This is a genomic window from bacterium (assembly GCA_030647555.1).
Taxonomy (GTDB): domain Bacteria; phylum Patescibacteriota; class Andersenbacteria; order UBA10190; family CAIZMI01; genus CAIZMI01.
This window is the reverse complement of record JAUSJG010000008.1, coordinates 222,277-245,279: the sequence shown is the minus strand read 5'-3', so window position 1 is coordinate 245,279 and position 23,003 is coordinate 222,277. Positions and strand designations below refer to the sequence as shown.

Below are 23,003 nucleotides of genomic sequence, written 5' to 3'. Positions count from 1 at the left end.
GTCAATAAATCCATATACTATATACAAAATACCATATACATTGTTCTGAATATCAAAAATAATTCTATCGCAGACAAATGTCTCTACGGCAGGTAAAATCTATTCCCCCCGCCGAAACACCAAAAACTTTGAGCCGAAAAAATTGAAAAAAAGCACAATACCGACGGCCAGGACTTTCGCGGACACATCGACGTAGTTTGGGAAAACTCGTAGCAGACCAAAATCGGAAACAAAAAACCCAACCAATAGTTGATTCATAATATAAGTTACAAAATTTAACCCAAAATAACTTAAACCTTGTTTTGCCACATCGCCCGTTCCGGCAGTCTTGCGGAAAGTCCAAAACTTATTGAAAAGAAAATTTGATAATATCGCCAACAAGACACTGATCATCGTGGCCAAAATGATCGGAAAATGCGAAACACTGCACGTTTCGCTGGCGTTTTGCGTCAGGGCCGTCCAATATGATTGCTGTTCACCTAAGCCATAACAAAAAACTGAACGCAAACCGAGAATGCGTGTCATCACCAAATAACTGCCAAAGTCCACGCAAAAACCGATTCCTCCGACAACGGCGAACCGAATAAACTCTCCAGACAAAAAAATCTTTAGTAAGTTAGATAATTTCATCTAATTCTTCATCCTTTTCATCGTCATCGTCACTTATTTCATCGCTTTTTTTACTTCCGGCCTTGATAACATTTTCCACCGCACCCCAAACCGCTTTGCCTTCGGCCGGCAACAAAATTGTAACGGTATCGCCACGGTCAATGTGATAAAAAGTAACGGATGCTAACAGGAGGCGGTATTCTTTATCTTCTGATTTTACAACATACTGCCCTTGTTCATTGATATCAAAAACACCGCGCACACGGATGCGATCAGTTGGTCCTACCTGTTTATAGACAAACGCGCCATCCTGTTCGATAGCCAATTTAAGTTTATCACCTTCGACCAATTTTGATTTTGAAGCATAGTTGGCCGGAACCGGATACAACTGACCATCTTCGCCTTTCATGTGTTCGCCATCAAACTCACCGTGAATAATTTTTCCTCCAAAATTTTCGTCTACTTCAATCGCGTCCATCTTTGCCGATGACGAAAAAACGAGTAATGAAACATCCGACCCGCTCCCTGGGGCGGTTCCGCCGAGTAATTGCCTACAAAGTTGTATATTACGTTCCGCCTCCTCTAAGCGACGCCTTAAAAGAGCGATTGTTTCGGGTTCTAATGATGCCATATAAAATGTCTTATTTAAATTGTCTTTGTGTTAGTATTTCCTCCCCCTACTAACTGCTTGGAAAATAGCATAGGGGGAAATTTTTGTCTAGAGGAATAAAAAAACCGGAGGCTAGGTTTAGCTTCCGGTTGACTCGCGGCTTCTCGAATCGACTTACTACTTACAAGCCGGCTTCTTCCGCCTTTTTCAAGAGCGGTGCGAGGACGGTTTCGTAGCCATCCACGACCGTCTCATAAAAGCAGACGTTGTACGTAGCGGCGAAACCTGTTGCCCTGTTGTCCTGCAGGTCTTGAACGATCCCCGCGAGACCGTCGAGAATCCACGCAATCCAGGAAGAATCGAGGGATGTGGAGTTGATCCGCTCCTTCAACTCCTTAGTAATTCGCCACCCTGCGATTTTTGCGGTTGTAACAAGAACCGAAAAATTCGTCGTGTTGGGCATCGGTGGCGGTTTCAGCCACAGTTGCGTGTCGCCGATGTCGACGCGACGGCAGGTATCCTCCAGCTCGTCGTCGTCGAACAACTTGTTGGCAATGCGTTCCATCGCATTGAACAAATCGTTGGCGCGAACCTTAATCGCACTAATTTTCGAAGCCGTCGTCTTTCTTTTGGTTGTATTTGCAACCATTCCTTCACTCCTTTAAAAAGACTCCTGGGGTTGGGAAAGAACACACAATTATATTCCTTTTTACCATTTTTGTCAACCATTAGCGAAAGTCCTATAATATACACATGACACCAGCAAACAGAAAAATATTAGTGGGAATAATTTTGTTGCTCGCGATTTTTGGCAGATTCTGGCACATCACCACCATGCCGGGCGGTCTTTTCCCCGATCAAGCTGCCAATGGTGAGGACGCGATTTCAATTCTCCATGGACACTTGCAGCCATTTTATGAACGTGGCAACGGGCGCGAGGCGCTATTTTTCTACCTGCAAGCTGTCTTAATCGCCATTTTCGGCATCGGCGTCTGGCCAATGTTTTTTGCCTCGGCGTTGGTTGGAACGGCGACGGTGTATTTCACCTATGCCGCGGGCCGGCGAATGTTTGGCGATCTGGTAGGAATTTTAGCCGGGTTATTTATCGCCACGAATCAGTGGCATGTTTCATTATCAAGAACAGGTTTTCGCGCGATCACTATTCCTTTATTTATGGCCCTTACGGTTTATTTTTTTATGGGACTTTTTCAAACTAAAAATCCAAAGACGCGAATTTGGCAAGCCATCGGTTGTGGTGTGTCCTTTGGATTAGGTTGGTACACATATATCGCTTTTCGCGCATTCGTGGGCGTTATCGTGATTGTTGCCGTTGTCTTACTACTGCAAAGTTTACTTAGGAAACCTCGTCTTTTCGGCTTTAAAATGTATCGCGGAGCAATAGTTGCGCTATTTTTATCAGCGGTCGTTACTATGACCCCGCTTTTTGCATATTTCAACAATCACCCTGGGTCTTTTGCCGGTCGATCGGGGCAAGTTTCAATCCTTAATCCGGATATCAATAAAGGAAACTTACTCGGTACGGCAACTGATGTACTGGAAAAAAGCATATTGGCTTTTTTCACCGCCGGTGATGTTAATCCTCGTCACAATGTGCCCGGTTATCCATTTCTGTCACCAATTCCCGCTGTCTTTGGCTTAATCGGCATAATAATCGCACTAATTCGTTCTATTCAATACCTTCATCGCCTACTTCGCGGAAGACACACAGGACAAACTCTCGCCTTTTTTATTATGCTTTTGTTGTTAGCAATAATGCTGGTACCGGCCGTCGCGACAGCAGAAGGAATTCCCCATGGTCTTCGTTCAATTGGCGAAATCCCCGTCGTTTTTTGGCTCGCGGGAATCGGTGGAGCATGGTTTATTCATCGACTAAAAAGATTACCATCACTCAACGCTCGCAGAATTGCCATGGGTGCATTATTGATTCTCTTGGCACTAACATGTGTTTATGATTTATTTCTCTATTTTGGCGTCTCTGCTTCCCTGCCAAAATACTGGTACGAATACCGCAGTGATTTAACAACAGTGAGTAATTATCTTAACCAACGCGCGAAACTCAATTCCGGAAGATCATATCTGGTTTTAGACGAGTTTTCTGTACAAACCGTTCACTTTCTTACGACAAAATATAATTACCCATATATTTTGTTAAAACCGGAAAAGTGTGAAACAACCACCATTCAACAAGGTGATGTAATAATCTTCAATCAATCCACTCTGCCCGACGCTGAGCGATACATAAACAAACATCCGGAAATAAAAGAATTAATGCGTACTAAAAACCAGTTCGAAGAAACGACAATGATTGTTTTTGGATTAAAGCCGTGAAAATGGTGTCGCGTCGTCTCCTCCCTTTACCAAAGGGAGGTTGGGAGGGATTAAGAAAGTTTTGCGCGATCCCATTCCTAACCCACCCTCTCCCTCCCTTGAATAAGGGAGGGAAACGCGACGCGCACAACTTGATAACTACTTTCACGCTGTTCATCATTCTTCTGTCTGCATTCCTTATCCGCCTTACCCATCTCACCGACCGTTCCCTTTGGTTTGACGAAGCCTTTTCGTGGCGTCTCATCCAATTCCCATTTCTGGAATTTTTACAGCGCGCCGCCGCTGATGTGCATCCGATTCTTTATTACTTAATTCTTTGGTTATGGAACGCGCCTCTCCACATACTTGGAATAGACGTGAGTTTATTTTGGTTGCGTCTTCTTTCCGTACTGCTTTCCTTCGCCACAGTCCTTGGTGTTTATTTTTCTGGTAAAGTTTTATTCAACTCAAGACGCGTTGGGATTATTGGCGCCCTTTTAACGTCTGTCTCCGCCTTTCAAGTGCAATACGCATGGGAAACCAGAATGTACACTCTCGGTACGCTAATTCTCTGTTTTGCGTTGGTATATATGATTAAGACGGCACAACAAACCGAGACGAAAAAAATTTGGCGAGACGGAATCATTTTAGGACTTTTGATCGGTGCGTTATTTCATGTCCACTACTTTGCCCTGTTTAGCATCGTGGGAATTTTTATTTTTATCGGCGGATATTTAATATTGCGTCTTGTTAAAAAACCATTAGTGACTCTTCGCAGTGCCAACACATGGTCATTAGTATCCGGTATGATTTTATCCGTTCTCATTTTTCTGCCCTGGCTTACAACTTTCCTGAAACAGCGTGCCCAAGTCCAACAAAGCTACTGGATTCCGCCGATGAACGATTGGTCGATTCCAAACACAATGTCCCGCCTTCTCTTGGGTGGAGTAAGTGATTTCTCTCATCAAACCGCAATAATTTGCACCGTCTTGGTTGCCTTATTATTAATTATTCCTCTATTATTTGGTCGAAAAAAAGGCGACTGGCTTCTTGTTTCATCATTCATTATTCCATTTCTTGGCGCGTGGTATCTATCACGCGGAACAAGTATCTACCAAGACCGCTACTTTGTTTTTGCGTCTATTCCATTAATTATCTTGCTTGCCCGCAGTATTTCGTTATTACCAAAAAAGTTTTATATTAGTTCCGTTGTGGCGCTAATAATAGCCGGATATGGCTTTTATACAGTCAATCAATTCTGGACATCACTGCATTTTCAAGATCACCCCGGAACAGTCACGGCCGTACAATATCTCCGACAAAATGCCAATCAAAACGAACCAATCCTTGTTAGTTCCAGTTTTGTCTATTTTTCGGTCTTGTTTCACTCAAGCGTTCCCTTCTTTAATAAAGAGGGCCGCCCATCTGGGCGAGCCTCGCTCATCAGAGCGGGGCAAGGGGAGATTACGCCACCGCGTTTATATTCTGAAACAGGCGAACTTTCCCATTTCAGTGGCGGACCGATTCTAACAAAAGATGATATTGTCGGCCCCGAAATATTTCAAGAAAAACCGGATGTAATTTGGGCGGTGGACACAACCGGTTTCGGAGGTTCAAAACTATCAGTATCGGATGAATATAAACTAGAATCGGAAAAAAGTTTTTCGGAACTGTTTGGATATCAAGGAGATATCGTGGTGAGAAAGTACTTTAAGGGTAACCCTTAAAGTGGATAAACAAAGAAATAAAAAAACAGAACAGGTGTTACCTATTCTGAATCAACCACAACGAATTAGTCGCATTATTTCGCGATTGTGCTAGTTGCATCGTGAGCAACTTGCCATCGAACAATCACTCCAGGGGCGACGACTGCGACAGGAATCACCAATACGACCATTATGATCACAATCACCGTGTCTCGACCGGTCCAACCTTTAGAGACACGACTCCCAGCCCAGACAAGGGCACCGATCAAAAACAAACCCGCACCGATTACCCCAACCACGATAGCCACAATTCCGGTGTCCATGGAACACCTCCTTGAAAAAGAAACACAAACACAACGTAGATTGTAAACAACAAGATGTAACCCTACTACCAGACTAGATTCATGTCAATACCCCCGTTTTTTGCGTCTTATTTGCTCGATTATGTATGTTAGCCAATATGACGGTTTTAGTGGCAGATCCTGTGCGTGCAGGTAATCTTCTCGATAACCGCCAAAACCCTGCTTGAAGAGCGATAAGCCCGCCCAAGGGTGTTTTATATCATCAGAGATACCCCAAAAGTTATAACGCTGAATCCCAAGACGCTTTAATTCGCGAATAATTTCCCACTGGAGCAGATACGCACCCGGCACTTTCGCATGTTTGCGCGTTGACGCGCCCTGATGATAAAAACCGGTATTGCCGTAAACAGTAATAAGAGCTGTGGAAATTACATCGCCCTGATATTCCGCTAAAGCGATGAAAACTTGCCCGTCATTCACCAGCGCGTTAAATTCCGCCTCCAAATATTTGCGTGAAAATCCAACAAAGTTCTCGCGGTCCGCTGTTTCTTTGTACAGCTGTTCAAAAACATCCAAATCTTTTGCGTCACGACTGATGCGAATTTTTACACCATCGCGCTCGGCACGACGCACTAAATTCCGAGTTGTTTTACGCATTCCCTTCATTAAATCTTCTTCGAAAGGTTTAATATCCAAAACCCACATCGTTTCGGCGTGCATATGCATCGGTGCCGGTCGCATCCCCAGTTTTTTATAGAGTTCGGCGTTTTTACCATCCTGCAATTCTAACGGACTGATCCGCAAAAACGCCGAGCTGATTTCTTGCGCAGATTTCTTTAATGCCAAAATTAAAGCTTCCGTTTTTTCAGAATCATTATTTACAACGATCGGGCCATGCGGGCAAAACAAAAATTTACCGCGTCTTGCCGTAACCGAAACACCCATCGCAACACCAACAAGAACATCATTTTCGTAACACCCAAAACGAATTACTTTTTCGCCGAGTTTTTCCTGCATTACACCATAATTCCAACCATGTAAAAACGTGTTGGAGTTTTGGGTTATCAAGAATCCTTCCCAGTCCGACTTACTCGTGATTTCTTTTATTTGCATAGGTTTAACACTTTAAGGACTGTCCCTAAAGTAGCCGTTTACTTTAGGGACAGTCCTTAAAGTAAACTCCACGATTTTCTTTAGGTCACTGTTTTTTAGCGTGTAGTAGGTCGGTAAATTTATCTCTCTCTTAGCGACCGATTCCGCCACTGGACAAGAACCCGCGACATATTGTACGGCCTTTAGATCCGTGTCTTTTGGCGCAATCACTTCATACCAGTCCCCTAGCAAAATCTTTTCTTTGCGAGCCGCTAATAACAATTTTCGCGGTTCATCAACAAAAATCGGATAACGCAATAAACTCTGTCCATCAAAACCAGATTGGTGTAATTCCTTGTTGTATATTTCAACGATTTCGCGACGACGCGCGTTAAATGCCTCTAACCGGCTTAATTGAAAACAGGCCAGTTCCGCCAACGCGTTTGATAATTTTGCGCATTCAAAAGCGGGCTTACCGCCAGACTTTTCATGTGACGCGATGGCTTTAGAAAGCAGACCGACCTTCTGAGCGAAGACTAATTTTATCTTTCCGATCTGCGCCGTGAAATATAATGGCTTAATAATCAACTCAAACAAAATCGGATGCATCAGTTGCTGGAGAACCCACCCGTTTTTACTCAATGGCAATTCTGCCACAGCAGACTTAATACTAGTAAACACTTTTTGATTATTAACCATAATTGCACCACCAAAAACACTTGAGATTGCTTTGTCGCGACCAAAACTAAAAATTGAGGCGTCACCAATCGTGCCCAAAAGCTTATCGCGATGTTTCCCTCCAAGCGTATGTGCGCAATCCTCGATCACAATTAAGTTGTGTTTCTTGGCAATCGTCATTATTTCGTCCATCCGAGCCGGTATGCCAAAAGTGTGTTGAACAATAATTACCCGACTTTTAGCTGTAATTTTTCGCTCCAGATCAAGAGGATCCATTGTTAATTCTCTTTCCAGAATATCAACGTAAACCGGTTTCAAATTATTCCAGAGCACCGGGCCTGGAACGGAGACGCAAGTAAACGCCTGCAATAAAACTTCCGTATCTTTCTCAAGACGCAAATTCTGAAGCAATAAATATAGTCCCCAACGCGCGCTATTAACCGTATAAATTTCCTTCCTGCCAAGTATTGCTTGTAATTTAGCGACCAATCTTTGATTGGCAGTACCTTTACGCCAACGCCATGGCAAAAACAGCTGTTTCAGTGCCAATAAAGCGTCCTTTGTTTCAAAATTTGGAGCGAGGGAAATAGCAATCATTTTGTATGCAATGATTCTCGAATTAATTTCGGAACACGGCCCTCTAGCAGTACAACCGCGTCATTTCCGAGGACAGGATACAGATCTTTAATAATTTCACTTGCTTGCGTCTGAGTTTTAATTTTGAAATCGGGATTTACTAATTTAGCGCCCGCCAAGAGTTCATTTTTAAAATCCGTCCCGGTATAATAAACACGCGTCGCAACCCTAGCTAGCACGGCCCCCACTTGCTCGTGCGCGGTTGCCGAGTCACTTCCCAATTCAATCATCGGCGTTAAAATAACAATTTTTTGGGATTGCGAAAAAGATTTTAGATTTTCTATCGCCGCGATAACCCCACTTACGTTGGCATTATAAGAATCGTTGATAACCAATGCGCCTTGCGCGGTAGTATATTTTTCCATCGTTTGTTTAACCATCCTGATATTTTGAAGTTTTAATTGAATTTCCGGCCATTTTTTTCCAAGGACAATAGCCGTTAAAATGCCGGCCAAAACATTACCAAGTTGATGCTGTCCAACTACAGGCATAACAATCATCGTTTCCGGCACTAATCCAAATATTTTAACCTCAATTCCATTTTCATTAGAACTAATTATTTTTGCTTGCAAATCGGCCTCATCCGACAGTCCATACGTCAAAACCTCACAGTGCGTAATTTGTTTCGATATATCGAAACAAATCGGATCATCCGCATTTAATATTGCTGTCCCGTCTGCCGGCAACGATGCAATAAGTTCGGATTTTGCCTTTCTGATATTTTCATGGGAACCAAAAAGCCCAAGATGCTGATTCCCCACTGCCGTAAGAATGCCAATTTTGGGCTGAACTAATTCGGCCAAACTCTTAATTTCTCCAATACGATAAGCACCCATTTCCGCAACAAAATAGTTTATGTTTTCTGTTAGTTGATTAAGCATCAATTGCGCAACACCAATTTCTGTGTTCGTGTTGCCGGGAGTCACCAATATATTATCGCCATCTAATATTGTAGCTAAAATATTTTTTGTACTCGACTTACCATAACTTCCGGTAATACCAATCACTACAACTTGTCCCAGGCCTCCGCGTAATTTTTTTGCCGCGTTAATTTTTCGTCGCTTTAGTATTGCAGACAATGGAAAAAATAAAAACACAAATGTCGTAACAATAACCGCCGTGAGACGATCCAGAAACACCAACGTCGCCACAATAAATACCCCGTTAAGAAACATTAGACCTAAGAGCGCAAAGATGACCGAAAGAGATATTGCTATCATACCGATTGCCTTTATCGTCATTGCCGGCCGTATGATCATGTGTCGTCTTAACTCTTTTACTAATAACAATAAATCAAGAATATATATCGCGAGTACAAACCAGGAATATAAACCAAATAAGGTGTTTCCGGCAAAAAACAGAAATAGCAACAACCATTTGGCCAATTCTATCGGACTCATAAGAACCTGTTTCGTGCTTCCCAACCGAAGATATTCACGCATTCTGTCCCAACGATATTCTTTTAATTGCCAGGTAGCCACCTGCAAAATAATCAAGCGACAAATCGCAATCAACCACAGTACACCGATCGCAAATACCAAAATACTATTTACCATGGCTTGTTTCACTCAATAATTTAGCAACCAATTCGGAAAATTCTTTTGCAAACAGTTCCGGATTTCTCGAGTGCATAATATGCCCCTCGCCAGAGATTACCTTAAGTTCCGAACCCTTTATGTTTTGATGAATATATTCGGCATCGGCGAGCGGTGTTTGAAAATCATCTTTTCCCCAAAGGAGCTTCGTTGGAACAAAAATATCTTTTACTAACCCAGAAAGGTCCTCGTTAATAACTTTTTTGAATATTTCGCGTTTTTCTCCCGCATACAAGTAATCTGTGTTGCCAACTAATTTGTATAGAGTTTTTTCCGCGATTGGATAAATAAAATGAAGCCCTGGCAAACTCAATATCGCCTTTCCTAATTTGGCGATAATATTAAAGAATGAGAGTCTTTTTTGGTTGCGCCTTGTTGTTCCCGCCGTGGCGTATAAAATAATTCCCGATAACAACTCCGGCTGATGAGAAGCAATATATATAGTCAAACGACCGCCAAATGAATGTCCAGCCAAAAACAGTTTTGACCAGCCAAGTTTTTGAATGAGCTTGTTTACCCAGTCAGTGTATTCTTTAATACCCCAAATTGTGCTCGGTACCGGGGCAAATCCAAAACCAGGAAGATTGGGAATAACAATTTCCGGAAAATCATCCGGAAAAAAAGTGCTCGCTTTTCGGTAGCTTTCCGCCTTACTGCCCCAGCCATGTAAAAACAAAATCGGAATTCCACCGCTTTTTCCGCCATGCAAATAACGATATGAAATACCGTCGATTTCGATTTCTTCTTCCGTTAGTATCATGTGCCATCCTTAAACTTAAAAAAAGCTTTTCCTGCCGCCCTTAGGTCAATATAGCTCAACATTGGTCTTTTATCATTAGTGATCTGTTCCGTGAGTATTTTTTCCAGTACCAAAAACTGCTCATCCAGCGTTCTGCTATTGTCCAAAACTAACATCCAACCTTCACTGGTGTAAACATGCAATTCCTGACTACCAATCGCGGGGATCGTAATTTTATCAATTTGTATCCCAAACCTTTCGGGAAATAGACGGGCGATATCGTGCATCATAGTCAAAATCCTCGGATCCATTACGGATTTACCAACATCTATTTCCGTCGTTTTTCGCTCGTCGCTGATAATCGGATATTTATTTGTCTGCATTCTCTCTTGGGAAAATTCTTCAAAGGCCACACCGCCGGGATCAAGCGCGTAACTTACCCCGCCCGATATCAAAACCGCCACGGGAACTTTTTCTTGAATAACAATATGAACCGTACTTGGCAATTCACGCAGTATTTGTACTGTTTTGATAATGGCAAATTTATTCGGTAATTCATACTCTAAGAAATCTCGCGGAACAAGAAAGATACTTGTCTTGCCAAATAATTTTGACTTATTTTGTACAACCTCCTGAACATAGTTTTTAATTTGTTGCGCCACTTCCGGTCGGGTATTGCTAACAACCACATTTTTTACCATAAATTGTTCCGGTAAAAATACACTTCCCAAACCAACCAAAATTATTAGAATAATTATTCCACCAAACACCCACAACCACGTTCTTGACGGGTCTTTTTGCAAAAAAGACTGCGATTCCGATTTGACCTCTCGCGTCATCGGTCTTAAAAAATTAGACGGCTAAAATTTTCTCTCGTCCTCCAAAGTAACCGCGCAACACTTCCGGAATAATCACACTTCCGTCTTCTTGTTGATAGTTTTCAATAATGGCGGCAATCGTTCGTCCGGCAAAAGCTGTCCCATCATTCATGTGCGCGAATGTCGTAGTGCCGTCTTTCATTTTGATTTTTGTCTTCAAACGACGCGTTTGATAATCCGTCATATAATCCGCGGTGTGCGTTTCACGATATTTATTTTGCCCCGGAAACCAAGCTTCAATATCAGCTGCTCTCGCGTTTGGCGTACCCATATCACCCGTGCATTTTAGAATTACCTGGTAAGGAATATTTAATGTCCGCATCAAAGTTTCCTGAATCGCCGAAAACAGTTTATGTTCTTCCAGTGACGCATCCGGCGCGGAAAAAGATTCCATTTCACACTTTTCAAACTGATGCAAACGAATCATTCCTTTCGTATCTTTACCATATGATCCCGCTTCTCTTCTAAAAGCCGATGAAACACCTACTAAACGAATTGGCAATTCTTCCGCGTTTAATGTTTCATCCATATAGGTTGGTCCAAGTGTGTGTTCGGCACTGCCAACTAAATACAAATCGTCTTGTTCGATGTGATAGCGTTCCTCTTTGGGCTCCAACCGCGCCATTCTCTGCATTACCTCAGCTTTAACAATTACGGGAGGAATAACCGGAGTAAAAGGCTTATCGGAAACAGATAATCCGAATTCTGCAATTATTTTTGCCAACGCTTCTCTACTCATCAAAATTCCCATAGCTTGCTGGATTAACGCATATTGCAAAAGCACCAAATCCCCTCTCAAATAAACGAAACGGGAACCGGAAACTTTTGTTGCTCTTTCCGTATCCAACAAATTTAATTTTTCCGCGATTTCCCAGTGTTCGCGAGGTTTGAAATCCAACTTTTTAATCTCGCCCCATTGACTCAAAACAACATTTTCATCCTCATTTTTCCCGATAGGCGTGTCGCCGGTAGGAATATTCGGCAGTTTTTCGAGCAAAACGACATATTCTTTTTCTAGCGCATTCAAATTTGCACCATCAGTAACTGTGGCAATTTTTTCCTTCAGTTCTCTCGCCAATTTTAATTGTTCTTCCGTCGGTTTTCCGCCACCGGTACTTTTGGCTAGCTTATTTCTTTCCGCGTTTAGACCATCAATTTCCTGTTTCTTTTTAACGATTTCCAAATTCAATGCAACAAGCCTATCAACATCGACGTCAATATTTTTATCCCGACAAACGTTTTTTACTAATGTAAGATTTTCCTTAACAAAATTTATATCAAGCATTTGAGTCAGTCTCCGGGCGCATTAGGGGAAAAGTAATCACGTCTCGGATGTGTGATTGATCGGTTAAAAGCATTGTTAAACGATCAATACCCATTCCCCAGCCGGCCGTTGGCGGTAAACCTATTTTCAGTGCCGTCAAAAAAGCTTGATCGATATGTTGGGCTTCCGCGTCGCCGGCCTCACGATATCGTTCCTGTTCAATAAAACGCTTCTCCTGATCAATCGGATCGTTTAATTCGGTATAAGCTTTAAATAATTCCGCCCCCATCGCCACCAATTGCGCACGCTGTACCAATTTTGGATTACCTTCTACGCGTTTTGCCAGAGGTTCCATATACGTCGGAAAATCCCTCACAATTACCGGCTGTACTACTTTCTTGCGAATCGCTTCCTTAAATAACGTATCAACCAGTGCCGGCAATGATTTTGATTCCGGTAAATCAAAATTATTATCATTCATATAATTAATATAAATTTGCGGGTCAACATCTTCTAATACATCAATCCCCGTTTCTTTTTTAATCGTATCAACATAAGATATTTGTTTCCATGGCGCTTTGAAATCCAGTTCAACGCCCTGGTATGTAATTTTGTCCCCTTTGCCAACGCCGGAAAAAATCGCGGAAAACATTTTTTCGGATAAACTGATCAAATCATCAATGTTCGCGTAGGCCATATAAAACTCACACATTGTAAATTCCGGATTATGTTGGCGATCCACGCCCTCATTACGAAAATTGCGCGCCACTTCAAACACACGTTCAAAACCACCTACAACCATCCGCTTCAAATAAAGTTCCGGCGAAATACGCAAAAATAAATCCAAATCCAAAGCGTTATGATGCGTTGTAAACGGACGCGCCGAAGCCCCACCCGCAATACTCTGCAAAACAGGTGTTTCCACTTCCATAAAATTATTCCGTAAAAGAAATTCGCGCATCGCTTGAATAATTTTGCTTCGCATCACAAACGTCTCTCTTGATTCTTTATTTATCAACAAATCCAACTCGCGTTGTCTGGCACGTACTTCAACATCTTTTAGGCCATACCAAGTATCGGGAAGCGGTGTAAGAGACTTTGTAAGGAGCTCCCATTTTTCACACTGCACCGTTAACTCACCGGCCTCTGTTTTAATAACTGCCCCCGTAAACGCCACAATATCACCCAAATCCAAAGCTTCGATCAATGTATAATTTTCAACGCCAACCAAGTCGCGCTTTATCCAAATTTGAATTTTTCCACCACCATCGACAATATCCGCGAATGTAGACCCGCCATGTTTCCTTTTTGCACTCAACCTCCCCGCCGTAGTAACAACAGTTTTATCACTTATTAATACTTCACTTTGTTCATGGATGTCGGTTACGGAATGTGTCCGCCCATTCCAAGTTGGATAAAGATTTCGGCCCGCGTCTTGAAGCCGTTTAACATGTTCTTCACGGGTTGTAATCAAATCTTCGCGCATGCAGTGATTATACTGAAATTCACTACTCATGACAAATATAGATTTTTTCTCCTTTTCTGCTATTCTAACCGTGGGATTGAACATTGACACTCAAAAATAAGGAACATACAGTGAGCAACAAAACCTTCGGAATGATTCGTTGTGGCGGAATGGGTGTAAACATTTCCTGCCCAAGACTAGCAAAGACTATCGCCATGTTAGGCCAATACGGCACCGTTTCCGGTGTCGCGCTGGAAAGGGTGTTGGTGGCCATTTTGCAACGAGGCGACCCCGATGAAAACATTCGTCGCGCGTTGGCAACATTTCCATTTCAAGCCGTTGTTAATGAAGTAATGGATAAATACTTCGTCGCCGGTGGTGTAAAGAAAGGTCGCTTCAAAAATGCGCCCTCTTTTACGGTCAACCCAAGCAGACTCCTCATTGCCCTCGTAGTTTGCGCAAACTACTCCTTCGTTTGGCTTGCCAAAGAAGGACACGATCATCCGATCACGATCAACTACCTCGAAAAGATCGCTATGCCCCATCCCTTCGCTGTTGTGGGAGCAATGCTCGCCAACGCAAACTTCATCACAATGGGGGCGGGAATGGCTTTGTCTGTTCCGGCAATGATCACAGACATCCTCGAAGGAAGGCCCGCGCACTATGAAGTCCCTGTTCTAGGTTCAAAATCAAATAAACACACGGTGTTGTTTGATTTTGAGTCATTCTTTGGGGCTAAGTTGCCTACAATGGAAAGACCAGGATTTATCCCAGTCGTTTCTTCTTATGCAGCTGCAAATGCCTTTGTCAGGTTGTCCAGCAGACTCCCCAAAGGAAGCATTTCCGGATTTGGCGTTGAGGAAAACACCGCGGCCGGGCACAACGCTCCTCCACGACGTCCAGTTTTCGATGCTGGTGGAAAAATGCTTCCGATCTATGGAGAGAAAGACGTAATTGATCACGCCAGAATTGCCTCCCTCGGCCTTCCGTTTTGGATCGGAGGCAATTATGCTTCGCCAAAAAAACTTGCCGAAGCCTTGGCATTGGGCGCACAAGGAGTTCAAGTTGGTTCCATTTTTGCTCTCTGCGAGGAATCAGGGATGGATCCAAAACTGCGCAGAAGACTGCGTGCTCTAGGTTTTTTTGGGAAACTGAAAACTAACCAGGACATGCAAGTGTCGCCGACTGGTTACCCCTTTATGGTTGCCATGCTGGAAGGAACCGTTGCAGAAACCAAGGTTTTCGAAAATCGCGAACGCATTTGTGACCATGGTGTACTTTGTACACCTTACCAAAAATCCGATGGCACAATCGGGTACCGATGTCCAAGCGGGCCCATCGACCACTATGTTGCCCAAGGAGGCATCAGAGAGGACACAGAAGGACGAAAATGCCTTTGCAATGGTCTTCTCACGACAGCAGGAATGAACAATGAAGGAGAACCGGCAATTGTTACACTTGGAAATGTCGACTTCCTTCGACATCTTATGACAGGCCCGGGAAATTCCTACACCGCCGAGGATGCAGCCAAATGGTTGCTGAGTGAACAAAATCCGACTCCCCCGTAGCTTACGAGCTACGGTTTTTTTTATTCCTCAATCAGCTTTAGTTTCTTTAAACGCGCCGTAATCGCGCCGGTTTTACGACCAAAGTGATTGGCCATATCCTTATATCCCCTGCCCTGGCCAAATAATTCCGCCAATAATTTGTCATCTTCCTCCGTCCATTTGGCGTACGCATTTTTAAATTTTTCGCGAATTATTTCCAAGGAATATTTTTTTTCACTTTCCCCGCTAGTTTTCAAAACACCGCCCATTCCTTGAATATAATTCCGATGCATCTTTTCCAGTTCCTCTGCCGATAATTTAGAAAACTCTTGCGACAGGGCTTCCGATTGCGCCCGAAAATCCACATCTTTCACTAAAACTTCCGGATGCACCAATAAAGCCTGTTTGTTATACCCGCACAAAAACAAACCCTGCAATGTTCGCACGCGCGATAATGCCACATAACCCTGACCGGCCACAAAAGCGGTTCTCAAGTCGATAAACGCCACGTCCAGCGACATCCCCTGACTCTTATGAACAGTTAAAGCCCATGCCAGACGCAATGGAATTTGACTGACCCGCGCCAACACGCGCCCGTTGTCATCAATCGCCCAATCCATTTTTTCGGTTTCAATCTTTCTGCCGTCTTTTGTTTTTACCACCGGCATTCCGCTAAATGAATTAAATTCCACCACACGACCCAAAGTACCGTTAACAAACAATCCTTTGGGGCTATTTTTGGTAAACATCACCACTGCGTCCTTTTTTAACACTAAAGTTTCCGGCGATAAGCAACCGCGTTTAATTTGATCAACCAATATTCTGCGTCCGGTTGTTTCCATTTTAAATATCTTTGCCTCGCCGGGAATTTTCTTTAGCGCCTCATTATTAACATTATCAACATCCAAATTATGTGAATATAACCGTGTTAATTGCCGCCCATCAGGGCGAGCCTCGCCTCCCGGGGCGGGCGTCGCACCGCTAAAATCCAGTTCCACACATCGCTTATCCAAATGCGCTAAATGTTCATCTGTTACCGCGTTTTTTCGCACGGCCGATAAAACATTTAAAAAATCTTGATCACTTTGCCGAAACTGCTCATGCAAATAACAGACCAAAAATTTCCCCTTAAACCAAGCGGCGCAATCAAACGCGAATTTGGCCGGCGGTTCGCCCTGTCTGGCCACGGGCGGAAGTTGAAAAAAATCACCAACCAAAACAGTTTGCATCCCGCCAAAAGGCAACTCCGACTGTTTGATGGCGCGACAAACACGTTCAATACTATCCAATGTACTACCATCCAACATCGATACCTCATCAATAATGAGCACCTTCGTTTTAGTAATTCTTTTTACCAAATACTCATTACTCGCGATGTAATCGAGATCATATTTCGAAAGAATTTTCTTAATCCCAATCCCGCTCCAAGAATTAATCGTCACGCCACCAAGGTGCGTCGCCGCAATTCCAGTAGAAGCGGTAACCGCGACATCAATTTTCACGGAACGCAAATATCTGATATATTCGCGAATAACGTGTGTCTTCCCACTACCGGGTTCACCGGTCAAAAAAACCGAGGCACCGGTCTTAAGAATATCAAGAACTTCTTTTTGGAGCATTACCTAATGATACTACAAAAATTGACGCCAACCGAAAACCACTCCCGAAGTGAATCCGTTGGGCCACTTCGGGAGTGGTACGCCGGTTACAAAAATAGCGACCAAACCGGTCGCTATTTTTAGCATTCCTATTTCTTACCCGACGCTCAATACCTTCACTTGCTTGTTGCCGTTTGGTGTGCGAACCGATGCAACATCACCCGCTTTTTTTCCCTGCAACGCGACGCCCAAAGGTGATTCATTGGAAATTTTTCCTTTGGCGGGTTCCGCCTCATTCGGCCCAACAATTGTAAACAAAGTTTCTTTACCGGCCATATCGACTTTAACAGTATCGCCAACATTGATCCGGCCATTGGAATCCTTATGGATAATTTCGGCATTTTTTAAGAGTGCTTCCAAATCGATAATCCGTTGTTCCAACAAACCTTGCGCGTCCTTCGCGTCAACATATTCGGCATTTTCAGACAAATCACCTTGTTCCTTCGCCGTTTGAATTGCTTGCGCAACCTCATGACGACGGGTGGTCTTCAAAATATTCAACTCTTCCTGTAATTTTCGCAGACCTTCTTCGGTTATCGGATTTTTTTTCTGATACATGATGTTATTGGTTACTGACAAATTAATCTTAAACACATAATTTCGTGCTTGGGGCTTGTGACAATAACCGTTATATGGTCACTTCGCCATGCCAAACACTGATTTTTTATGTGCTATGGACAGATACGGTACACGACATTCAAATTGACGTCAAGGGGAAAGTGGCATCAATAATAATATTCCAAACAATGCACAATATGGGTTCCCCAATTTTTAATTTATAATTTGAAATTTTTAATCAATTTGAAATATCGTAATAAATTAATTTGAAAAAACGCGTTCGTATTTCAAATTTAGATATTAAAAATTGATTTCAAATTCTAAATTTCAAATTTCAAATTGACTCACTTATTAATTATTCTTTGGCAAAACAGCAGGAACAGGCTTTATACTTGGTAGTAGTGTCGGGACCACACTCAAAGGCGGTTTTACCGTAGATACATCATTGGATTTTAGTAACGTGCTCTCCTTCGTCCTGTCCCCAAAATACCAACCATAAATATCTTTGGCGATTGGAACGGCAATTTTATCTCCTCCACCCGCTTTTTCCAATAAAATTGTCAGCGCGATTTGCGGATTATCATAAGGCGCGAATGACGTAAACCAGGCATGGGTATTCTCCAACCCGCTCGCCGATTGAGCGGTGCCCGTCTTACCGGCCACAGCAACCGACAAATCACCCAGTGCCCTGCCCGAACCGGTTAATACCGTCTCACGCATCGCCTGACGCATTATATTGGCGATAGAAGCATCAATCGAGCTTCCGGGACGTTTTACCGGCTTAATTTCTTCAACTACCCCCCCATCGTTTTTTACCAAACTATTCACAATCCGCGGCTCGTAAAATATTCCACCATTGGCAATCACGGCGGTAATCTGGGCGATCTGCAACGGCGTTACTAAGATATCTCCTTGACCAATCGCGGCATGATAAGTATCGCCAATATACCAAGGTTCTTTTTTAACTTTTAACTTCCAATCCGCGGTTGGCAAGAAACCATCGACTTCACCGGGAATATCAATGCCGACTTGTCCGCCAAAACCCATTTTTTTTGCCCAACTTTCCATTTTTTCAATTCCGAGCCCTTTTACATTATCCAAACCTCCACCCAATGTATAAAAATAAGTATTTACCGATTCCGCGATAGCCTTATTAAGATTTGTAATTCCATGACCACCCGGTTTCCAATCAGGGAAAAACCAAGATCCCACTCTAATTCCCCCGGTACTGTTTATGGTAGTTTCCGATGTAATAATTTTTTCCTCTAACCCGGCAATCGCAACGGCCAACTTAAATGTTGAACCGGGAGGATATTCTCCTTGAATCGCGCGATTCAGCATTGGCGTGTCTTTGTTGGAAAACAGATCCGTAGCGTCTTTACCGGAAATTCCCTGCGTTAATTTCGTATTATCAAACGACGGAATACTCACCATCGCCAGCACACCGCCGGTTCTTGGATCAAGCGCGACCGCCGTTGCTCTGGACGCCCCCGCATTTTTTAGTTCAATCTCCAAATCTTGATATAGTCTTTTTTGCAAATCGGCATCAATATTCAATTTTAAATTCAATCCCGGTTTAGCGGGAACGGTACCCAAATCATTAATAATACGCCCACTCGAATTCACTTCTTCTCGCCTTGCCCCGTGTTCACCCCTAAGCACACTTTCGTACGCGCTCTCTACACCGTTTTTCCCCAAGGATTCGGTCAATAAATAATCCGGATTCTTTTTATGTTCTTCCTCGCTAATTCGGCCCATGTAACCCATAATATGCGCGAAGATATTTCCGTCTTTGTATTCACGCGTCGGCAAATTTTCAACACTTAAACCCGGAAGCTCATCCTCTCTGGCAAGAACGGCCACCATTTGTTCGTGTGTGATATTCGATAAAAGCGGCACCGGCAACGTTGAAGTTCTATTTGCCCCATTCATGATTTCCTGAAAGGCTTCGGCCGGTACATTCGTAAATATCTCTCTTAAAATTGTAATTTCTGATTCAATATCTTTTGGCAGTTGAATAGGATAAATAACCAAGTCGGTCGAAGCAACATTTTGCACGAGTTGCTGACCCTTATGATCAAATATCACGCCACGTGGTGCGTATTCAACCCGCAAACGCAACCAATTATTCTGCACTTGTTTTCTGAAAATACCCTGTGATGCTTGAAGATACGTCCCTCTTAAAACTAAAATTCCAAGTAATAAAATACCCGCAAAACCTAAAAACTTTAGACGATTTATCGGAACAGCATCAGCCATAGGATGCAATTCTCCGGTTGGCAGAACAAAAAAATCCTCGCCACTAGTCTGACTGGAACTGTGTATATTTGTGAGAATCTGTCGCGCCCTTATTTTACCGGTATTATTAATCTTCATTAAAAATAATTTTTCCGAGACCACGCCCGAATGACGTCTCAAACAAATAAGCAATCACTACTGCGCCAACTGTCGTATAGATTGCCGAGAAAAAAGAAGGTAATAAAACAGAAGAGACAATCTCAAAACTAATTCCATTAAATACAACACCAAAGAAAAGACGATAGATAAGACAAACAGAAAATACAACGAGTATTAAATAGCCGATACTATCGGCACTGGGTATATTTTTAGAAATCGATAAAACAATAATTGCCAATAAACAATAAGTTATAAATATTATCCCGGGCGAAACGGCAGACATACTATCTCCCGCCAAACCGCAAATCAGCATCAGAGGAATTAATGTTCTAAAAATATAACGTGTTTTTTGCGGAATAATAAAAGCTGTCGTGAGTAAAAACGCCAATACCAACGATACATTCGATCGCATAAACAACCGTGAAAAAAACATGTCCAAACCGACCAAAACAACAAAAAAACCAATTAGTGTCAGATAATATTTCATTTACCAAGCCCTTATAACACTAACAATTCTTGCTTGTCGGATATCAATAACCGGTGTTACTTTGGCCGACTGAAAAATTTCATTTTCCGGCGCGTCCACTGATCTTATTTTCCCCACTAATAAATCCGGAGGAAAAACACCATCAACCCCCGTAGTAACAACCGATTCTCCGATCTTTATCTTTTCCGCACGCGGCACTTCCTCCAATGAAACGTCCAAGCCCTTTGTTCCATGAATAAGCCCTGGGGCCTTCGTTCCGACTACAATTGCCGCCAACTTAAAATCGACATCCGTCATTAACATAACGGTCGCCACAAGATTGTCCGCTCGCGCTATTTTACCAACCACCACTCCATCATTCATAATCACCGGCATATTCTCCTTAATGCCGTCACGATTACCTCTATTTATAATTAAGACATCCTTACCGCCGTCGGTGCTATGAGCGATCACATCAGCGCTCACTAACTGAAATTTGTTTTTGGGTAGTAAGCGTAATTGTTCTCGCAGGACTTTATTTTCCGCGTCAATGCCGGAATATTTCGCCAATAATACTTGGTCTTCCACGATCGTGTTTTCAAGAATACGCACCGTGCGACTGAGGGTTCCAACACGAAGAAACGACAAAAAATACGCCCCAACCGTTTGCGTCGCACTTGCGCTTGGAGCAGTTATCGGGGAAATTAATCGCAAAAAAGCCCCCTGAAAGGGCGCCAGCCACCCACGACTAAAAACATAAATCACGGCCATAAACAGGACCACAAAAGCAATTATCGGTCTTTTTTTCTTTTCTTTAGCCATCTTCAAAAACACTTTACCACAAGAAACGAAATTAGTGGTTACCGCCGCAACCCGGTACTAAGAACTAAATCTCCCGCCGTGTCATTCCTGTATCAAGCAGGCCGCCCATCTGGGCGAGCCTCGCCCTGAAGGGCGGGAATCAGTTTAACCGTCTGATCCTTTACGTCAGTCCTCTAAGTCTCCTGTATATTTCCACCATCGCCAATGTATCGAGCTTACAGTATTCGTGCAGATCACTTAGAATCTTTTCTTTCTCGTTTATTCGCTTGCCATCCAAAATAGCCTCCATCCACAGCCGTTGCGCCGAACCGCCTTCTTGAATTCCTAAATTCTTATAAGACAACTCCGGCACCAAAACAGGTAAAACATTTTTAATCGAAGCGCTTCCTTTGAAATCCTTATCAACATACAAACCCGTCGAAAAAGGAGTCATCAAATCGACAATTCTATTGTTGAGCGATTTATAAAAATCGGCATATTCCGGCAACCTGGAACCGATAAGTTCGTTGCAACCTTTTTCAAAACCCATATTCCACGTAACAACGGAACCGGATTCCCCAATTTGCGCCCTTAGAGTTTTACTCAACACTTCCGCCGGATCGGAGTTGTCTTTGTGCAAATAACCCATATGACGAAGCTCTAAGTCCGGTGCGTCAAGAATATGCAACGAATACTGAAATGGATATTGTTTATACGGACGCATCCCATCAAAATAAGGCACACTGCTGGAAAGAGTTTCATAATCAAAGAAATAAAGTGGAAATATCAGTTCATCCAAAAACTGCTTGATTGTATCTTTATTAATAATTGCTCCCCCTTGTTTGGTAGCGCGCACCTGAAGCGACTGTTTAAAGTTTAATTTAACATCGTCGCGTATATCAACAATCAACTCTACACCCGACTTTTCCAACTCGCCGATTGTTTGCGCGCTAATGCTACACAAGTCATAAATACTCAATGGTTTAACGTCCGCAAGACTTCTGTAGATATTCAGCCAATCCCCAACCGAACCAAGCTGAACAAACGAGGGAGAAAGATCGGGACACTTATCCGAATTTGCCACCTTCAACGCCTGCTCAATTCGCTCCTTGGTATATTCACGTTTAGCCTTCACCGCTTCGGTAATTTCGCTTGTTTTTGTTATTGCTTTCGGATCAACTTCTCCTTCACGTACATAATCATTATTGACATGAATAACCGAGATATTGCGTACCGTAAAACCACACCCTTCAAGCACGACCATTTGAAATGCCAAATCAAATTCGTGTTCATCTTTTGCCGTCGTACTCGATTTTATTTCAATAAGATCAACGGTTTTATCCCCAACAACATCCACAATGTCACAAATAAAAGTGAGTTGATTAAACTCAAAACGACCCTGAAATATCGTCTTTGCGCCATCAGCCAGTGCCTTCGTGGTACGCTCGGGTAATGATAGATATTCGCCATAATTATCAAAACCAAGACGAACGCCAACGGGAAAAAGTTTCTCGGCATATTGCTCAAACCGGTGACCGGAATCAAAAAGCGCTTGCGTGCCGGCCGTAACCGGTGGAAGTTTTTTTGGGTTATGTTTTTTTAACCACAGCCAAGCCGGGTGCTTCAAAAACATCATATATTCGGTTTTAGAAATCATCATTTGATTAATAGAAA

The 23,003-nt window shown here is 42.9% G+C and carries 20 protein-coding genes; 3 read left to right on the top strand and 17 right to left on the bottom strand.

All coding sequences use genetic code 11. The annotated features are described in order from the left end of the window. Positions 1 to 99: 99 nt before the first annotated feature. From Q7S57_03165 to Q7S57_03155, 3 genes are all read right to left on the bottom strand, one after another. A complete protein-coding gene (locus Q7S57_03165; GenBank protein MDO8512250.1) occupies positions 100 to 630 on the bottom strand; it encodes a GtrA family protein in 531 nt (176 codons plus the stop codon). Further along, positions 617 to 1,240: a hypothetical protein gene (locus Q7S57_03160; GenBank protein ID MDO8512249.1), complete on the bottom strand. Its 624-nt coding sequence runs from the start codon at positions 1,238 to 1,240 to the stop codon at positions 617 to 619. Before Q7S57_03160 ends, Q7S57_03165 begins: the two co-directional genes overlap by 14 nt. 160 nt (positions 1,241 to 1,400) lie before the next feature. Next, positions 1,401 to 1,868 (bottom strand): hypothetical protein, encoded by a 468-nt coding sequence (locus tag Q7S57_03155; GenBank protein MDO8512248.1) that lies wholly within the window; start codon positions 1,866 to 1,868, stop codon positions 1,401 to 1,403. 104 nt (positions 1,869 to 1,972) lie between these two features. On the opposite strand from Q7S57_03155, the gene Q7S57_03150 reads away from it, so the two are divergent. Continuing rightward, the gene (locus tag Q7S57_03150; GenBank protein MDO8512247.1) at positions 1,973 to 3,568 is read left to right on the top strand and encodes a glycosyltransferase family 39 protein; all 1,596 of its coding nucleotides are present in this window, start codon (positions 1,973 to 1,975) and stop codon (positions 3,566 to 3,568) included. Between the two features lie 2 nt (positions 3,569 to 3,570). Beyond that, entirely contained in the window at positions 3,571 to 5,274 is a 1,704-nt protein-coding gene (locus Q7S57_03145; protein MDO8512246.1) for a glycosyltransferase family 39 protein, read from the top strand. A 74-nt stretch (positions 5,275 to 5,348) separates the two neighbouring features. Here the strand turns inward: Q7S57_03145 and Q7S57_03140 are convergent, their stop codons facing one another. From Q7S57_03140 to lysS, 8 genes are all read right to left on the bottom strand, one after another. Next, positions 5,349 to 5,576, bottom strand: coding sequence for a hypothetical protein (locus Q7S57_03140; protein ID MDO8512245.1), 228 nt, complete (start codon positions 5,574 to 5,576; stop codon positions 5,349 to 5,351). Positions 5,577 to 5,660: 84 nt separating this feature from the next. After that, positions 5,661 to 6,668, bottom strand: a complete 1,008-nt coding sequence (locus tag Q7S57_03135; protein ID MDO8512244.1) for a peptidoglycan bridge formation glycyltransferase FemA/FemB family protein — start codon at positions 6,666 to 6,668, stop codon at positions 5,661 to 5,663. Between the two features lie 12 nt (positions 6,669 to 6,680). Continuing rightward, the gene (locus Q7S57_03130) at positions 6,681 to 7,922 is read right to left on the bottom strand and encodes a DegT/DnrJ/EryC1/StrS family aminotransferase (GenBank protein ID MDO8512243.1); all 1,242 of its coding nucleotides are present in this window, start codon (positions 7,920 to 7,922) and stop codon (positions 6,681 to 6,683) included. Then, on the bottom strand, positions 7,919 to 9,529 hold the full coding sequence (gene murF, locus Q7S57_03125; GenBank protein MDO8512242.1) for a UDP-N-acetylmuramoyl-tripeptide--D-alanyl-D-alanine ligase: 1,611 nt from the start codon (positions 9,527 to 9,529) through the stop codon (positions 7,919 to 7,921). The genes Q7S57_03130 and murF overlap by 4 nt, the downstream gene beginning before the upstream one ends. Then, positions 9,507 to 10,316: an alpha/beta hydrolase gene (locus tag Q7S57_03120; GenBank protein ID MDO8512241.1), complete on the bottom strand. Its 810-nt coding sequence runs from the start codon at positions 10,314 to 10,316 to the stop codon at positions 9,507 to 9,509. The genes murF and Q7S57_03120 overlap by 23 nt, the downstream gene beginning before the upstream one ends. Beyond that, a complete protein-coding gene (locus Q7S57_03115) occupies positions 10,313 to 11,134 on the bottom strand; it encodes a hypothetical protein (GenBank protein ID MDO8512240.1) in 822 nt (273 codons plus the stop codon). Before Q7S57_03115 ends, Q7S57_03120 begins: the two co-directional genes overlap by 4 nt. 13 nt (positions 11,135 to 11,147) lie before the next feature. After that, positions 11,148 to 12,458: a serine--tRNA ligase gene (locus Q7S57_03110; GenBank protein MDO8512239.1), complete on the bottom strand. Its 1,311-nt coding sequence runs from the start codon at positions 12,456 to 12,458 to the stop codon at positions 11,148 to 11,150. Further along, complete coding sequence (gene lysS, locus Q7S57_03105; GenBank protein ID MDO8512238.1) at positions 12,451 to 13,953, bottom strand: lysine--tRNA ligase; 1,503 nt, start codon at positions 13,951 to 13,953, stop codon at positions 12,451 to 12,453. The genes Q7S57_03110 and lysS overlap by 8 nt, the downstream gene beginning before the upstream one ends. A gap of 53 nt (positions 13,954 to 14,006) precedes the next feature. Between lysS and Q7S57_03100 the strand changes: the two genes are divergently transcribed. After that, complete coding sequence (locus Q7S57_03100; GenBank protein ID MDO8512237.1) at positions 14,007 to 15,470, top strand: nitronate monooxygenase; 1,464 nt, start codon at positions 14,007 to 14,009, stop codon at positions 15,468 to 15,470. A 20-nt stretch (positions 15,471 to 15,490) separates the two neighbouring features. Here the strand turns inward: Q7S57_03100 and Q7S57_03095 are convergent, their stop codons facing one another. The 6 genes from Q7S57_03095 to Q7S57_03070 all read right to left on the bottom strand — a co-directional run bounded on the left by Q7S57_03095 (position 15,491) and on the right by Q7S57_03070 (position 22,989). Further along, the gene (locus Q7S57_03095) at positions 15,491 to 17,068 is read right to left on the bottom strand and encodes a PIF1 family DEAD/DEAH box helicase (GenBank protein ID MDO8512236.1); all 1,578 of its coding nucleotides are present in this window, start codon (positions 17,066 to 17,068) and stop codon (positions 15,491 to 15,493) included. Positions 17,069 to 17,203: 135 nt separating this feature from the next. Continuing rightward, entirely contained in the window at positions 17,204 to 17,665 is a 462-nt protein-coding gene (gene greA, locus Q7S57_03090; protein ID MDO8512235.1) for a transcription elongation factor GreA, read from the bottom strand. A 351-nt stretch (positions 17,666 to 18,016) separates the two neighbouring features. Next, a complete protein-coding gene (gene mrdA / locus Q7S57_03085) occupies positions 18,017 to 20,041 on the bottom strand; it encodes a penicillin-binding protein 2 (GenBank protein ID MDO8512234.1) in 2,025 nt (674 codons plus the stop codon). Beyond that, the gene (locus Q7S57_03080; GenBank protein MDO8512233.1) at positions 20,031 to 20,549 is read right to left on the bottom strand and encodes a hypothetical protein; all 519 of its coding nucleotides are present in this window, start codon (positions 20,547 to 20,549) and stop codon (positions 20,031 to 20,033) included. Before Q7S57_03080 ends, mrdA begins: the two co-directional genes overlap by 11 nt. Next, the gene (gene mreC / locus Q7S57_03075; protein ID MDO8512232.1) at positions 20,550 to 21,350 is read right to left on the bottom strand and encodes a rod shape-determining protein MreC; all 801 of its coding nucleotides are present in this window, start codon (positions 21,348 to 21,350) and stop codon (positions 20,550 to 20,552) included. 160 nt (positions 21,351 to 21,510) lie between these two features. Then, positions 21,511 to 22,989 carry a DUF2779 domain-containing protein gene (locus Q7S57_03070; protein ID MDO8512231.1) on the bottom strand — a complete coding sequence of 493 codons (1,479 nt, stop codon included), beginning with the start codon at positions 22,987 to 22,989 and terminating at the stop codon, positions 21,511 to 21,513. Between the last annotated feature and the right edge of the window lie 14 nt (positions 22,990 to 23,003).